Genomic DNA, 14,569 nt, shown 5'->3' with positions numbered 1-14,569 from the left:
ACTCAGTCCGACGCGACGGTCGTGCTGGGCCGGGCGGTTTCCACGATGACGGTGGTGGCCTTGACGACGGCCACCGCGACGCTGCCGGGGCGCAGCTGCAGCTCCTCGGCGGCCTCGGTGCTCATCAGCGACACCACGGTGAACGGGCCGCACTGCATCTCGACCTGGGTCATCACCTTGTCGCTGACCACCGAGGTGACCAGGCCCACGAACCGGTTGCGGGCCGAGCTGCCGATGCTGAGCGGGTCGGCCGGCGGGGCGGGGGCGTTGGTGCGGGAGAAATGGGCCAGGTCCTCGCTGGCGATCACCTTGCGGCCGGCGGCGTCGTGACCGACCTCCAATGCGCCCTGGTTGATCCAGCGGCGCACCGTGTCGTCGCTGACGCCGAGCAGCTCAGCCGCCTGGCGAATTCGCAGGTTCGACACGCCCCGATGGTATCCGATCGCGACCCCCGGATCGGCCGCAAGCGAAGCCGTGACCCGCCGTGACCGGCGATCGACCCGCTATCGACCAGCAGCGCGACACGCGCGACACGCCGTGACGAATACGTGATCCGTCGCACCGGGCGCCCGCCGCAGCCGGTGCCGCGTCGCGCAACCACCCCGGCGCCGCGGGCCCACGCCGCCGGGAAACGTCAAAGCCGCAGGTCGCGGGCGCGGCGACGGCCCGAAACGACCATGCGGGAGCCGCCCCGGCGGCGCCGCGCGCAACCTCGATCGACGTCGCACGCCACGTCGCCGCGGCCCCCCACACGCCGGTACATGCTGGGAGTTTGCCCCGTTAAGCAGGGGGGCGGGTTAGATTTCGTCAGGAGGCCTGAGTACGGTCGTCTCCGCTGGCTGAAGTACCCGGCAGAGACACAAAGAGATCGATTGAGATTGATTGATCAGATACGGAGGAATCGTGGCCCTTCCCCAGTTGACCGACGAGCAGCGCGCGGCCGCGTTGGAGAAGGCGGCTGCCGCACGTCGAGCCCGAGCCGAGCTCAAAGACCGGCTGAAGCGCGGCGGCACCAACCTCAGTCAGGTGCTCAAGGACGCCGAGACCGACGAAGTCCTGGGCAAGATGAAGGTTTCGGCGCTTCTCGAGGCGTTGCCCAAGGTGGGCAAGGTCAAGGCGCAGGAAATCATGACTGAGTTGGAGATCGCCCCCACCCGCCGCCTGCGCGGTCTCGGCGATCGTCAGCGCAAGGCTCTGCTGGAAAAGTTCGGCTCCTAACCCGCCCGCCGACGATGCAGGCCGCACGGCCTGAGGAGGCGGGCCATCGGACCCGAGCCGTGGGCGCATCCGACCGGGAGCGCCCGTGACTGCCGACGGGGGACCGGACGTCCGGCATGGGACGCGTCCCGAACCATCAGGTGACGGACGTGTGGTCGTGCTGTCCGGTCCCTCCGCGGTCGGCAAATCGACAGTGGTTCGGTGCCTGCGCGAGCGGGTCCCCAACCTGCATTTCTCCGTCTCGGCCACGACGCGGGCACCGCGGCCGGGCGAGGTCGACGGCGTCGACTACCACTTCGTCAGCCCCGCCCGATTCCAGCAGCTCATCGACGAGGGCGCGCTGCTGGAGTGGGCCGAAATCCACTCCGGGCTGCACCGGTCGGGCACCCTGGCCGCGCCGGTGCGGGCCGCCGTCGCGCGGGGCTGCCCGGTGCTGATCGAGGTCGACCTGGCCGGCGCCCGGGCGGTGAAGAAGGCGATGCCCGAGGCGCTCACCGTGTTCCTGGCCCCGCCCAGCTGGGAGGACCTGGAGGCCAGGCTGATCGGCCGGGGCACCGAAACCCCGGAGGTCATCGCCCGGCGCCTGCAGACCGCCCGCGTCGAAATGGCGGCCCAACACGACTTCGACCGGGTGGTGGTCAACAGTCGATTGGAGTCTGCCTGCGCCGAATTGGTATCCTTGCTGGTGGGAACTGCGCCGGACCGGCACGATACGTCTGGCCGGACCGGGCGCCAGAGCACCTCCCATCCCGATTGAGCACCGAATCCTCAATATTTTTCAGTGGCTTTCCGGTAGCGACGAGCCGCTCCAATCCGCCAGGAGATTGACCTACGTGACTAACTCGCAGTCCGACGCGGCGCTGGCCGCCGTCCCCGACCGGTTCGATCCGTCCGCCGGGGGCCCGGGCGCCTACGACACCCCGCTGGGCATCACCAACCCGCCCATCGACGAGCTGCTGGACCGCGTCTCGAGCAAGTACGCGCTGGTCATCTACGCGGCCAAGCGGGCTCGCCAGATCAACGACTACTACAACCAGCTCGGCGAGGGCATCCTCGAATACGTGGGCCCGCTGGTCGAGCCGGGGCTGCAGGAGAAGCCGCTTTCGATCGCGCTGCGCGAGATCCACGGCGACCTGCTCGAGCACACCGAGGGCGAGTAACGGGGCCGGGCCGGGCGCGCTGTGTACGACCGCAATCGGGCTTTTACACGGGCCGCGAGGATCGTCGTCGGCGTCTCCGGCGGCATCGCCGCCTACAAGGCGTGCACCGTCGTCCGCCAGCTGTCTGAGGCCGGTCATTCGGTCCGGGTCATCCCGACCGAGTCCGCGCTGCGTTTCGTCGGCGCGGCCACCTTTGAGGCGCTCTCCGGCCAGCCGGTGCACACCGGCGTCTTCAACGACGTTCCCGAGGTCCCGCACGTCCAGCTCGGCAAGCAGGCCGACCTGGTCGTGGTGGCGCCGGCGACGGCGGATCTGCTGGCGCGCGCGGTGCACGGCCGGGCCGACGATCTGCTGACCGCCACGCTGCTCACCGCCCGATGCCCGGTGCTGTTCGCGCCGGCCATGCACACCGAGATGTGGTTGCACCCGGCCACCGTCGACAACGTGGCCACGTTGCGCCGGCGGGGCGCGGTGGTGCTCGAGCCCGCCGCCGGGCGCCTCACCGGGACGGACAGCGGGTCGGGCCGGCTGCCCGAAGCCGAGGAGATCACCACCCTGGCCCACCTGCTGCTGGAACGCCACGACGCGCTGCCCTACGACCTCGCCGGCTGCAAGATGCTGGTCACCGCCGGCGGCACCCGCGAACCGGTCGACCCGGTGCGCTTCATCGGCAACCGCAGCTCTGGCAAGCAGGGCTATGCCGTGGCGCGGGTGGCGGCCCAGCGCGGCGCCGAGGTCACCCTGATCGCCGGGCACACCGCCGGGCTGATCGATCCCGCCGGTGTCGAGGTCGTCCACGTCAGCTCCGCGGCCCAGCTGGGCGACGCGGTGTCCAAGCGCGCCCCGGAGGCCGACGTGCTGGTGATGGCCGCCGCGGTCGCCGACTTCCGGCCCGCGCACGTTGCCGCCGCGAAGATCAAAAAGAGCGCCTCGAATGAGACGGCGCCCCCGACGATCGAGCTGGTGCGCAACGACGACGTGCTCGCCGGGGCGGTGCGGGCCCGCGCCCACGGGCAGTTGCCCAACATGCGGGCCATCGTCGGCTTTGCCGCCGAGACCGGCGACGCCAGCGGCGACGTGCTGTTTCACGCCCGGGCCAAGCTGCAGCGCAAGGGCTGCGATCTGCTGGTGGTCAACGCCGTCGGCGAGGGCCGCGCGTTCGAGGTGGACAGCAACGACGGCTGGCTGCTGGCCTCCGACGGCACCGAGTCCGCACTGCAGCACGGCTCCAAGACATTGATGGCCAGTCGTATCGTGGATGCGATCGCCGCGTTCCTGCACGGGGACAGCGGGTAAAGCGGTCGAGTTCTTCCCGGCACCGGGACGGGGTGCCGGCCGGGCTGATGCGGGCCGATATAATTCGGTTGACTAACTATTTGGAAGGATTGGCATGAGCGAAAAGGGTCGCCTGTTTACCAGTGAGTCGGTGACTGAGGGACATCCCGACAAGATCTGTGACGCGATCAGCGACTCGGTCCTCGACGCCCTGCTGGCGCAGGACCCCCGCTCACGTGTCGCGGTCGAGACCCTGGTGACCACCGGGCAGGTGCACGTGGTCGGCGAGGTGACGACGACGGCCAAGGAGGCCTTCGCCGACATCACCAACACGGTCCGCGAGCGCATCCTCGACATCGGCTACGACTCGTCGGACAAGGGCTTCGACGGGGCGTCCTGCGGGGTCAACATCGGCATCGGCGCGCAGTCGCCCGACATCGCCCAGGGCGTCGACACCGCCCACGAGACCCGCGTCGAGGGTGCCGCCGACCCGCTGGACGCGCAGGGCGCCGGCGACCAGGGCCTGATGTTCGGCTACGCGATCAACGACACCCCCGAGCGGATGCCGCTGCCCATCGCGCTGGCCCACCGCCTGTCGCGCCGGCTGACGGAGGTCCGCAAGAACGGCGTGCTGCCCTACCTGCGCCCCGACGGCAAGACGCAGGTGACCATCGAATTCGAGGACGACGTCCCGGTCCGGCTGGACACCGTGGTCATCTCCACTCAGCACGCGGCCGACATCGACCTGGAGAACACCCTGACCCCCGACATCCGGGAAAAGGTGCTCAACACCGTGCTCAACGACCTGGCGCACGACACGCTGGACACCTCCTCGACGCGGCTGCTGGTCAACCCGACCGGCAAGTTCGTCGTCGGCGGCCCGATGGGTGACGCCGGGCTGACCGGGCGCAAGATCATCGTCGACACCTACGGCGGCTGGGCGCGGCACGGCGGCGGGGCGTTCTCCGGCAAGGACCCGTCCAAGGTGGACCGCTCGGCGGCGTACGCGATGCGCTGGGTGGCCAAGAACATCGTCGCCGCCGGGCTCGCGGAGCGGGTCGAGGTGCAGGTGGCCTACGCCATCGGCAAGGCCGCGCCGGTCGGGCTGTTCATCGAGACCTTCGGGACCGCGACCGTCGACCCGGTCAAGATCGAGAAGATCGTCCCGGAGGTGTTCGACCTGCGTCCCGGCGCGATCATCCGCGACCTGGACCTGCTGCGCCCGATCTACGCGCAGACCGCCGCCTACGGGCACTTCGGCCGCACCGACGTCGAACTGCCCTGGGAGCAGCTGAACAAGGTCGACGACCTCAAGCGCGCCATCTAGAGTGGCCGCCGCCTCGAATGTGACGTCGCAGTCACGCTCGGCGCCGAGCGTGACCACAGTGTCACGTTCGACGGGTCACCGCGGTGGGCCCGGGTGGTCGGAATCGAGCGCGGGCAGCCCGTCGATGCTGCGCCGGTTGCGGTTGATCAGCCGGGTGTAGGCCTCGTCGGAGGCCTTGTGGTGATACGCGTTGAGGACCGGTCGCTCGTCGACCAGCTCGTAGTAGGGCACCGCGAATCCGCACGCGTCGGCGATCCGCTCCACATTGACCACGATGATGGCGCGGATCCCCGCATGCCGGTCACCGAAATGCGTGATGAGATCGGCGAATTCGGCGTCGTCGGGCCGGATCACCCGCCCGGTTCCGAACAGCCGCAGGATCCGCGAGTTGCGGGTGAACGAGCAGAACATGACAGTGATGCGGCCGTTGTCGCGCAGATGGGCGATGGTCTCCACGCCGCTGCCGAACAGGTCCAGGTAGGCCACGGTGCGCTCGTCGAGCACCGCGAACGTGTCGCAATATCCCTTGGGCGACAGGTTGATTCGTCCTCCCTCGGAGGGCGCGGTGGCGACGAAGAACACGGCCTGTTCGCGGATGAAGTCGCGCAGCGATTCGTCGATGCTTCCGAATTCCTTCGCCATGCGCCGAGCCTAGCGTGCGGCGCGGACCAACCTGCCGTGTGCGATCAGCGAGCCGACTTGCTTGAGCCGCTTGCTGCGGACGCTGACGTCGTACGCCTGGATGTGGTCGACGCTGGCCAGGCGCTCAGCAAGGTAGCGGTAGAAGTGTTCGGGGTCGCGGCAGATCACCACGACCATCAGGTTGGCGGGGCCACTGACCGTGGCGACCGACGCGACCTCGTCGTGCCGCACGATCTGCTCGGCCACCGACGTGAGGTGTTGCGGCACAACCGATATCCAGATTATGGCGTGCAGCATGAATCCGAGCCGCTCCGGCAGCACGTCGAGGTCGAAGGAGAGGGTGCCACTGCCCTGCAGGGCGACCATCCGGCGTTTGACGCGGGCCGGTGACCACCCGGTGAGCCCGGCCAGGGCGCTGTCGGAAATGCGGCCGTCCTCGGCCAGCGCATCCAGCAGCGGCTGATCCTCCGGCGTCGGTCCGACGGGCCGATCCGGGTGTGCGCAGTGCGCTGGCCGCAGCGCGGCGACCTGGTGCCCGTCCAGGGCGTGTCCATGTCCGGTCCAGTGCGCGTGCATCGGTGCGCCAAAAACGTTGATTACCAAGTCGACCCGCATGTCGAGGACCGTTGACGTGCGGGGCAGGCGGTGTAGCAGACCGGCCTCGGTGTCGTCCAGGGGAGCGCGGACAACGCACACCAGCTCGGTGCCGCCCGATAACACGTTGGCGTGGGTGACATCGGCTCGGCGGACCAGCGCCTCGGCGAGCCGGAGTAGGTCGTCGGGCTTGGCGCGCACCCGGACTATCCACTGGCACTCGCCGTATACCCGCGGGTTGACCACGCCGACGGCGCGGAGCACTCCGTCGCGGCGCAGCGCGCGATAGCGACGCGCGACGGTCTGTTCACCGGCGCCGACGACCTCGGCGATACGCCGGAAGGGCGCGCGCGGTGACAGCTGCAGCGCGTGCAGAATATGACCGTCCAGCGCCTCCATCGTGGGAAAAATCTACATGAATTCGCGATGGATGGTCTGTTTTTGACGCCCGACGCGGTTCTGCTGGCTAAAAGGTGCGGTGCCGCCCACCATGGAGCCACACACTTTCGGCATCGGAGGCGCCCAATGCAACAGGCCGGCAACACCATCCCGGCGGCGGAGGAAGCGCGGTGAAACTGGGAATCGGCCTGCCGAACCACATCGCCGACGTTCCCGGACCCGCCGTCGCGCAGTGGTCACGTCGCGGCGAAGAGCTCGGCTTCGAATCCGTCGCGACGATCGATCGGCTGTTCTCTTCGGGTGTCGACTCGTTGATCGCGCTGGCCACCGCGGCCGGCGCCACCAACGAACTGACCCTGGTGACCAATGTCCTACTGGCCCCGATGTATCCGGTCATCCCGCTGGCCAAGCAACTCGTCAGCCTGGCGCGGGTCTCGGGCGGTCGGCTAACCGTCGGACTGGGTGTGGGCAACCGGAGCGACGAATATGCCGGTACCGGCGCCGACTTTCACCGGCGGGGCCGGGCCCTCGATGCGCAGGTCGAGCGGCTGCGCAGCCTCTGGGCCGGCGAACCTCTCGCCGATGGCACCGCCTTATGTGGTGCGCCCGTGCGGATTCCGCTGCTGTTCGGCGGGCGGTCCGCGGCCACCGTGCGCCGGGTCGTCACCACCGGCGACGGGTGGGCGGCCGGGGCGGTGCGCCTCTATGACGAACAGGCCGACGTGGCGGCGCGCATCCGCAGCGGCTGGCAGGACGCGGGCCGCCCCGCGCGCCCGTACCTCCAGGCATCGGTGAATTTCGCGCTGGGTCCGGCCGAGACCGTAGCGGCCGGAAGGGACCACCTGGCGCGGTATTACGCATTCGCGCCGGGGTATGCCCAGGTGAACGTCGCCGACATGGTCTGTTCGGCAGCCGACGCCCGCGACACCGTCCGCCGATATCGGGACCTCGGCTTCGACCGCTTGCTCTTCCATCCGACCTCCGCCTCGGTCGAGCAGCTCGACTACCTCGCGGACGCGATTCTCGGTTGCCTGTGACTCAGCCGGTGAAGCGGTAGTCGTCGAGATCGAATCGCCGGCTGCGCCAGTACACCTCCGGCGTGGTGCCCGGCCGAAGCGGCACGTCGCCGTTCTTGTCGAAGTAATAGCTGTTGGCCAACCGGCAACTGTCCTGCCAGAAGATCTGCCGGTGCCGCCGGCGCATCATCTCGGCGAAGTAGCGGTCGTTGGCTTCCTCGCTCACCTCGACGCGGGTAGCGCCCAGGCGCTGGGCCCGCTTGAGGCACCGCACGATGTGATGGGTCTGCGCCTCGATGAGCGCGAAATACGAAGAGCCGACGTAACCGTACGGGCCGAACACCGTGAAAAGGTTGGGGAAGCCCGGAACGGTGACACCCTCGTAGGCCTGCAAGCGGTGCTCGTCCCAGAACCGGCTCAACGAGCGACCGCCGCTGCCCGTGACCGCGAACGTGGGGACGCTGTCGGGGTCCATCACCTTGAAGCCGGTCGCCAGGATGAGCACGTCGATCTCGTGGGTTTCGCCGTCGGTGGTCGCCACCGCGTCGGGCGTGATCTTGTCGATCGGTTCGGTGACCAGGCGCACGTTGTCGCGGTTGAACGTGGCCAGGTAGCCGTTGTGGAAGCCGGGGCGCTTGCATCCGACGGCGTAGCGCGGGGTGAGCTGCTCGCGCACCGCCGGGTCGCGGACCTGCCGCCGCAGATAGGCGCGTCCCAGCGCGGCCATCCTCTTGGCCAGCGGGATCACCGTGAAGTAGTGCGCCGAGATCGGGAAGGTCAGTTCCACGTACGCCTGGCTGAGCAGCCGCTGCAGCGCCTTGCCGCCGGGGAAGCGCATCGCCCAGCGCGCCGGCGCGGGCAGCGGGACGTCCAGCTTCGGGAAACACCAGATCGGGGTGCGCTGAAACACGGTGAGCGACGAGACAATTGGCGCGATCTCGGGGATCACCTGCACGGCCGACGCGCCGGTGCCGATCACCGCGACGCGCTTGCCGCGCAAATCCTGGCCGTGATCCCACCGCGCGGTGTGCATCGTGATGCCGGCGAACGAGTCCACGCCGTCGATGTCGGGCAGGTTCGGCACCGTCAGCACGCCGCACGCGCTGATCAAAAACCTCGCCGTGACTTCGCCGCCGGGGTCGGTCTGCACCCGCCACAGCCGCTGTTCGTCGTCGAACTCGGCGGCTAACACTTTGGTGTTGAACCGGATTCGCGAGCGGATGCCGTACTTGTCGGCGCAGTGCTCGGCGTAGGCCTTGAGCTCGCGGCCGGGCGCGTAGGTGCGCGACCAGTGCCGGCTCTGCTCGAAGGAGAACTGGTAGGAGAACGACGGAATGTCCACGGCGATACCGGGATAGGTGTTCCAGTGCCAGGTGCCGCCCACCCCGTCGCCGGCCTCGATCACCCGGTAGTCGGGCAGCCCCGCCTTGTCCAGCTTGATGGCCGCGCCGATGCCGGAGAATCCCGCGCCGATGATCAGCGTGTGGTGGTCGGGAACTGCTGGTGAGCTCATCGGTGCCCGCCTGGCTGTGTCATGGATCCACCGTACGCCCGGGCCTCAGCCCTGCAGGGCGGTTCGCAGCGCGACCAGGCCGCGCTCCATCGCGGCGGTGGCCGCCGGCACCACACCGGCATAGCCCAGGTAGCCGTGCACCAGCGTCTCGGCGTTGTGCACCTGCGCGGCGACACCTGCGGCCGCCAGCCGCTCGCCGTAGCGGATGCCGTCGTCGCGCAGCGGGTCATACCCGGCCACCCCGATGTAGGCCGGTGGCAGATTGCTCAGGTCCGTCGCCCGTCCCGGCGCCATGTCGGCCGGCGGGTCGGACAGGTCGACATCGCCCGCGTACCACCGGGAGAACTCGGCGACGGCCTTGACGTCGAGGATCGGCGCGGTGGCGTTTTCGGCGAAGGAGGGCAGCGAGGCGTCCCACATGGTCGACGGGTACCACAGCAGCTGGAACCGCACCGGCGGCCCGCCGCGGTCGCGGGCCCGCTGTGCCGTCACGGCGGCGAGGGTGCCGCCGGCCGAATCCCCGGCCACGGCGATCCGGCCCGGGTCGCCGTGCAGCCCGGCCGCGTTCTCGGCCGCCCAAAGCGTTGCGGCCCAAGCATCTTCGACCGCGGCTGGGTAGGGGTGTTCGGGGGCCAGCCGGTAGTCCACCGACACCACGATCGCCCCGGCGCCGACCGCGTGCTGGCGGGCCGTGCCGTCGTGGGTGTCCAGGTCGCCGATGACGAAACCGCCGCCGTGGAAGTACAGCACCACCGGCGCCGGGCGACTCTCGGAATGGATTGGCGGCCAATAGATCCGGACCGCGATCGCGCCCTGCGGGCCGGGGATGGTGCGGTCCTCGACCCGCAGCTCGGGATGCAGCGGCCGGCGCGGCAGGTCGCGGAACCGCTGCCGGGCCGCGTCGATTCCGTCCTCGGTGGATAGCCGGAAGGGAACCGCATCCAGTACCTTCTGCAGGATGGGGTCGATCCCGGGTTTCTCGTCGGCAGGGTTGTCCAAGCGGGGCATGGAGGTACCGTACGCACCCCGTCTGGTCGCCGGCGCCTGGGTGGTGGCCGGCTGGGTGGCCCTGGCTTACGGCATCTATCTGACCGTGCTGGCGCTGCGCTCCCCGCCCGGGGTGGAGCTGACCGGGCACTGGGTGTTGCAGCCGGCGTTCAAGGCCTCGATGGCGTTGCTGCTGACGCTGGCCGCCGCCGGGCACGGACAGGTGCGGGAGCGGCGCTGGCTGATGCCGGCGCTGCTGCTGTCGGCGGTCGGCGACTGGGTGCTCGCCCTGCCGTGGTGGACGCTGTCCTTCCTGGTCGGCCTGGCGGCGTTTCTGTTCGCGCACATGTGTTTCATCGGCGTCCTGCTGCCGCTGGTCCCGCTGCCCTCCGGCGCGTCCGGGCCCGGTCGGCCGTCGACGCCGCGGATCGCCGCGGCGGTCCTGATGTGCCTGGCGTCGATCGGGTTGCTGGTCTGGTTCTGGCCGCGTCTGGGCCCGGACAAGCTGACGCTGCCGGTCACGCTGTACATCGTGGTGCTGACCGCCATGGTGTGCGCGGCGCTGCTGGCGAAACTGCCGACGATCTGGACGGCGGTGGGCGCGGTGTGTTTCGCGGCGTCGGACTCGATGATCGCCATCGGCCGGTTCATCCTGGGCAACGAGGCGCTGGCGGTGCCGATCTGGTGGGCGTACGCGGCGGCCCAGATCCTGATCACGGCGGGATTCTTCTTCGGTCGCGAAGCGGCCGGCGACGCGGCCGGCGAAGCGACCGGCGACGCGATCGGTGATGCCGTGGAACCCGTTGAGTAGCAACGCGTTTCGCGGCCCAGGGCGGCCGTGAGCCCGGGTCCGCGCACGCCGGTCGAGGTGGAACCCATCGCCCGGGTGCTGCCGATGCTGTCGGTGCCGCACCTGGACCGCGAATTCGACTACCTGGTGTCGGCCGAGCAGTCCGACGACGCCCAGCCCGGCGTGCGGGTGCGGGTGCGCTTCCACGGCCGGCTGGTCGACGGGTTCCTGCTGGAGCGCCGCCACGACACCGACCACCAGGGCAAGCTGGGCTGGCTGGATCGGGTGGTGTCGCCCGAGCCGGTGCTGACGGCGGAGATCCGGCGGCTGGTCGACGCGGTGGCGGCCCGCTACGCGGGTACCCGCCCCGACGTGTTGCGGCTGGCGGTGCCGGCCGGCACGCCAGGGTGGAGCGGGAGGCCCGGGCTGCGGCCGGCATACCGATGCCGGCGCCGGTCGACCCGTCCGGCTGGGAAGGCTACGGCCGCGGCGCCCAGTTCCTGGCCGCGCTGGCCGAGTCGCGGGCCGCCCGGGCGGTCTGGCAGGCGCTGCCCGGCGAGCCGTGGACCGACCGATTCGCCGAGGCCGCCGCCCAGACCGTGCGCGCCGGCCGGTCGGTGCTGGCGATCGTCCCCGACCAGCGCGATCTGGACGCGCTCAGCCACGCCGTGACGACCCGCATCGACGCGGCCGGCGTGGTCGCCCTGTCGGCCGGGCTGGGCCCGGCCGCCCGGTACCGGCGCTGGCTGGCGGCGCTGCGCGGCAGCGCGCGGGTGGTGATCGGCACCCGCAGCGCGGTGTTCGCGCCGCTGAGCGACCTGGGCCTGGTGATGGTGTGGGCCGACGCCGACGACAGCCTGGCCGAGCCGCGGGCGCCCTATCCGCACGCCCGCGAGGTGGCGATGCTGCGCGCGCACCAGGCCCGCTGCGCCGCGCTGATCGGCGGTTACGCGCGCACCGCGGAGGCCCAGGCGCTGGTGCGCAGCGGCTGGGCGCACGACATCGTCGCCGCCCGGCCGGTGGTGCGGGCCCGCACCCCGCGGGTGATCGCGCTCGACGACACGGGTTACGCCGACGAGCGCGACCCGGCGGCGCGCACCGCGCGCATCCCGTCCGTCGCGCTGCGCGCGGCCCGCTCGGCGCTGCAGCACGGGCGCCGGTGCTGGTGCAAGTGCCGCGTCGGGGCTACGTCCCGTCGCTGGCCTGCGCGCGCTGCCGCACCATCGCCGCTGCCGGCACTGCACGGGGCCGCTCTCGCTGGCCGAGTCGCCGGGGAGGGCGGCGGCGGGCTGGTCTGCCGCTGGTGCGGGCGCGTCGACCCGACGCGGCGGTGCGCGCGGTGCGGCTCCGACGCGGTGCGCGCCGTCGTCGTCGGCGCCCGCCGCACCGCCGAGGAGCTCGGCCGCGCGTTTGCGGGCACGACGGTGATCACCTCGTCGGGCGACGCCGTCGTGCCCGAGGTCGCCGACGGGCCCGCGCTGGTGGTCGCCACGCCGGGGGCCGAACCGCGGGCGCGCGGCGACTACGGGGCGGCGTTGCTGTTGGACACCTGGGCGCTGCTGGGCCGGCAGGACCTGCGCGCGGCCGAGGACGCGTTGTGGCGCTGGATGACCGCCGCTGCGCTGGTGCGGCCCCGCGGGGACGGCGGGGTGGTGATGGTGGTCGCCGAAACGTCGCTTCCCACCGTGCAATCGCTGATCCGCTGGGATCCGGTGGGCCACGCGGAATCCGAGCTGACCGCGCGGGCCGAGGTCGGGCTGCCGCCCAGCGTGCACATGGCCGCCGTCGACGGAACCCCGGCCGCGGTGAACGCGCTGCTGGATGAGGCCGGACTGACCGGCGGGCAAACCCTGCACGCCGACCTGCTCGGGCCGGTGGACCTGCCGCCCGGGGCGCGCCGCCCGGCGGGAACCCCGCCCGGCGCCCCGGTGACCCGGATGCTGGTGCGGGTGCCGCGCCGCGACGGCCTGGCGCTGGCGGCGGCGCTGCGCCGCGGCGTCGGCGTGCTCAGCGCCCGGCAAACCCACGAACCGGCCAGGGTGCAGATCGACCCGCTGCACATCGGCTGACCGCCACAAACCGTTAACCTAGGCGATAGTATGCGCATGCAATAATCACTGTTTACGACATTAGAAGGTTGCTACACTTTCTTTCCTTCGCCGCCGACAGGCCGGAGACCATCCCGAGAGGGGCGATATGGCCGCGGACCACACCACGGTTGACGAGTCGCTGGACGCGATCACCGACGCTTTGCTGACGGCCTCCCGTTTGCTGATGGCCATCTCGGCCCGCTCGGTCGGGCAGGTCGACGAGACCATCACCATCCCGCAGTTCCGGACCCTGGTCATCCTGTCCAACCGCGGCCCGGTCAACCTGGCCACCCTGGCCGGGCTGCTGGGTGTGCAACCGTCGGCCACCGGGCGGATGGTCGACCGGTTGGTGGCCGCGGGGCTGATCGACCGCCTGCCGCACCCGACCTCGCGGCGCGAGCTGCTCGCCGCGCTGACCACCCGCGGCCGCGACGTGGTGCACCAGGTCACCGCGCACCGGCGCGCCGAGATCGCGGCCATCGTGGCGAAGATGCCGCCCGCGGAGCGGCACGGCCTGGTGCGCGCGCTGACCGCCTTCACCGCTGCCGGGGGCGAGCCCGACGTCCACCTGGACGCCGAGATCGACCTGTAAACCGTTCAGCCGCTTCGCTTTTCGGCGGTGACGAGCAGGTACTCCCAGCCCATGGTGCCGTCGCTGAGGTGCTGCGCGGCGAGTTCGACGAGCTGGGCGTCGAGTTCGGCGGCCAGCACCCGGTTGTGGCCGATGTTCGCGTACGCCTCGATCGTCGGGCCGTAGTGCTGCTTGAAGTAGGCGTGCACGTCCTCGGCGCTGCCGAACCGGTTCACCGGCAACATGCCCCGCGCGGTGGTGATCTCGCCGATCCGCTCGCCCAGCAGCGCGCGCACATAACCCGGGCGGCCCCACAGCGCCGCCGGCGGCACCGGATGCGACAGGCTGGGACGGTAGGGCCGAATGGTGGCCAGCATCCGGCCGAAGAAGCCTTCCGGGGTCCAGCTGATCAGCCCGATCCGTCCGCCCGGCCGGCACACCCGGACCAGCTCGTCGGCGGCGCGCTGGTGGTCGGGGGCGAACTGCACGCCGATCGCGGAGACGACCGCGTCGAACTCGCCGTCGCCGAACGGCAGCGCCTGCGCATTCGCCTCCCGGTAGTCGATCGTCAGCCCCATGCCGGCGGCCCTGTCCCGCGACCGCTGCAGCAGTTCGGGGGTGAGGTCGGTGGAGACGACGGACGCGCCGGCGGCGGCGGCCGGCAACGTGATGTTGCCCGAGCCGGCGGCGACGTCGAGGACCCGCACGCCCGGCCCGATCCCGGCGGCCTCGACCAGGGTGGGACCCAGCGGGGCCATCACCTCCTCGGCCATCAGGGCGTAGTCGCCCAGCGCCCATACCGTGCGATGGCGGGCGGCCACCGAAGCGTCGGCAGTGGTGGTGTCGAGGGTCATCTGGCCTCCTGGTGGGACGGAAAGGCGATGTCGCGAGGTGGGACCACCCCGGACAAACAATTGCTCTGAGCAATAGTAGCCACAAGCAATAGTGTACGCACGCAATTTCTGTGCGACGCCGCGGCCGTACTTC

General features: G+C 70.8%; 14 protein-coding genes and 1 pseudogene. 9 read left to right on the top strand and 6 right to left on the bottom strand.

Features of this window, described 5'->3' with window-relative positions:
- Window positions 1–2: 2 nt before the first annotated feature.
- The gene (locus NF20_RS09630; protein ID WP_003872558.1) at window positions 3–425 is read right to left on the bottom strand and encodes a TOBE domain-containing protein; all 423 of its coding nucleotides are present in this window, start codon (window positions 423–425) and stop codon (window positions 3–5) included.
- 478 nt (window positions 426–903) lie between these two features.
- Here NF20_RS09630 and mihF point away from each other — a divergent pair, with 478 nt between their 5' ends.
- From mihF to metK, 5 genes are all read left to right on the top strand, one after another.
- Window positions 904–1,218 carry an integration host factor, actinobacterial type gene (gene mihF / locus NF20_RS09625; RefSeq protein WP_003872557.1) on the top strand — a complete coding sequence of 105 codons (315 nt, stop codon included), beginning with the start codon at window positions 904–906 and terminating at the stop codon, window positions 1,216–1,218.
- Between the two features lie 85 nt (window positions 1,219–1,303).
- The gene (gene gmk / locus NF20_RS09620; protein WP_023861214.1) at window positions 1,304–1,975 is read left to right on the top strand and encodes a guanylate kinase; all 672 of its coding nucleotides are present in this window, start codon (window positions 1,304–1,306) and stop codon (window positions 1,973–1,975) included.
- A 76-nt stretch (window positions 1,976–2,051) separates the two neighbouring features.
- A complete protein-coding gene (rpoZ, locus tag NF20_RS09615) occupies window positions 2,052–2,378 on the top strand; it encodes a DNA-directed RNA polymerase subunit omega (RefSeq protein ID WP_009977666.1) in 327 nt (108 codons plus the stop codon).
- A 21-nt stretch (window positions 2,379–2,399) separates the two neighbouring features.
- Window positions 2,400–3,674, top strand: a complete 1,275-nt coding sequence (gene coaBC / locus NF20_RS09610; protein WP_011725438.1) for a bifunctional phosphopantothenoylcysteine decarboxylase/phosphopantothenate--cysteine ligase CoaBC — start codon at window positions 2,400–2,402, stop codon at window positions 3,672–3,674.
- A 94-nt stretch (window positions 3,675–3,768) separates the two neighbouring features.
- A complete protein-coding gene (gene metK / locus NF20_RS09605; protein ID WP_008258192.1) occupies window positions 3,769–4,980 on the top strand; it encodes a methionine adenosyltransferase in 1,212 nt (403 codons plus the stop codon).
- A 75-nt stretch (window positions 4,981–5,055) separates the two neighbouring features.
- On the opposite strand, the gene NF20_RS09600 is transcribed toward metK, so the two are convergent.
- Window positions 5,056–5,622 (bottom strand): pyridoxamine 5'-phosphate oxidase family protein, encoded by a 567-nt coding sequence (locus tag NF20_RS09600; protein WP_011725437.1) that lies wholly within the window; start codon window positions 5,620–5,622, stop codon window positions 5,056–5,058.
- 9 nt (window positions 5,623–5,631) lie between these two features.
- On the bottom strand, window positions 5,632–6,615 hold the full coding sequence (locus NF20_RS09595; RefSeq protein WP_011725436.1) for an Lrp/AsnC family transcriptional regulator: 984 nt from the start codon (window positions 6,613–6,615) through the stop codon (window positions 5,632–5,634).
- 170 nt (window positions 6,616–6,785) lie between these two features.
- Between NF20_RS09595 and NF20_RS09590 the strand changes: the two genes are divergently transcribed.
- Entirely contained in the window at window positions 6,786–7,652 is an 867-nt protein-coding gene (locus NF20_RS09590; protein ID WP_011725435.1) for an LLM class flavin-dependent oxidoreductase, read from the top strand.
- A 1-nt stretch (window position 7,653) separates the two neighbouring features.
- Here the strand turns inward: NF20_RS09590 and NF20_RS09585 are convergent, their stop codons facing one another.
- Entirely contained in the window at window positions 7,654–9,144 is a 1,491-nt protein-coding gene (locus NF20_RS09585) for a flavin-containing monooxygenase (RefSeq protein ID WP_011725434.1), read from the bottom strand.
- Between the two features lie 45 nt (window positions 9,145–9,189).
- Entirely contained in the window at window positions 9,190–10,152 is a 963-nt protein-coding gene (locus NF20_RS09580; RefSeq protein ID WP_011725433.1) for an alpha/beta hydrolase, read from the bottom strand.
- Between NF20_RS09580 and NF20_RS09575 the strand changes: the two genes are divergently transcribed.
- The 3 genes and pseudogenes from NF20_RS09575 (at window position 10,151) to NF20_RS09565 (ending at window position 13,603) form a co-directional block, all read left to right on the top strand.
- Window positions 10,151–10,942, top strand: coding sequence for a lysoplasmalogenase (locus NF20_RS09575; RefSeq protein ID WP_011725432.1), 792 nt, complete (start codon window positions 10,151–10,153; stop codon window positions 10,940–10,942). The genes NF20_RS09580 and NF20_RS09575 overlap by 2 nt on opposite strands.
- 84 nt (window positions 10,943–11,026) lie before the next feature.
- A pseudogene (locus NF20_RS09570) lies at window positions 11,027–12,990 on the top strand (primosomal protein N').
- Window positions 12,991–13,117: 127 nt separating this feature from the next.
- Window positions 13,118–13,603 carry a MarR family winged helix-turn-helix transcriptional regulator gene (locus tag NF20_RS09565; RefSeq protein WP_003872548.1) on the top strand — a complete coding sequence of 162 codons (486 nt, stop codon included), beginning with the start codon at window positions 13,118–13,120 and terminating at the stop codon, window positions 13,601–13,603.
- A 5-nt stretch (window positions 13,604–13,608) separates the two neighbouring features.
- Here NF20_RS09565 and NF20_RS09560 read toward each other — a convergent pair whose 3' ends face one another.
- Window positions 13,609–14,436 carry a class I SAM-dependent methyltransferase gene (locus NF20_RS09560; RefSeq protein WP_011725430.1) on the bottom strand — a complete coding sequence of 276 codons (828 nt, stop codon included), beginning with the start codon at window positions 14,434–14,436 and terminating at the stop codon, window positions 13,609–13,611.
- Window positions 14,437–14,569 lie beyond the last annotated feature (133 nt).

The sequence above is a fragment of the Mycobacterium sp. MAC_080597_8934 genome, assembly GCF_000523975.1.
Classification (GTDB): Bacteria; Actinomycetota; Actinomycetes; order Mycobacteriales; family Mycobacteriaceae; genus Mycobacterium; species Mycobacterium avium.
This window is presented reverse-complemented; position numbering and strand designations above follow the sequence as displayed.

Coding starts and splice junctions, on each gene's coding strand:
- metK (WP_008258192.1), top strand. CDS start 3,769: ATGAGCGAAAAGGGTCGCCTGTTTACCAGTGAGTCGGTGACTGAGGGA.
- NF20_RS09600 (WP_011725437.1), bottom strand. CDS start 5,622: ATGGCGAAGGAATTCGGAAGCATCGACGAATCGCTGCGCGACTTCATC.
- NF20_RS09595 (WP_011725436.1), bottom strand. CDS start 6,615: ATGGAGGCGCTGGACGGTCATATTCTGCACGCGCTGCAGCTGTCACCG.
- NF20_RS09585 (WP_011725434.1), bottom strand. CDS start 9,144: ATGAGCTCACCAGCAGTTCCCGACCACCACACGCTGATCATCGGCGCG.
- NF20_RS09575 (WP_011725432.1), top strand. CDS start 10,151: ATGGAGGTACCGTACGCACCCCGTCTGGTCGCCGGCGCCTGGGTGGTG.
- NF20_RS09580 (WP_011725433.1), bottom strand. CDS start 10,152: ATGCCCCGCTTGGACAACCCTGCCGACGAGAAACCCGGGATCGACCCC.
- NF20_RS09565 (WP_003872548.1), top strand. CDS start 13,118: ATGGCCGCGGACCACACCACGGTTGACGAGTCGCTGGACGCGATCACC.
- NF20_RS09560 (WP_011725430.1), bottom strand. CDS start 14,436: ATGACCCTCGACACCACCACTGCCGACGCTTCGGTGGCCGCCCGCCAT.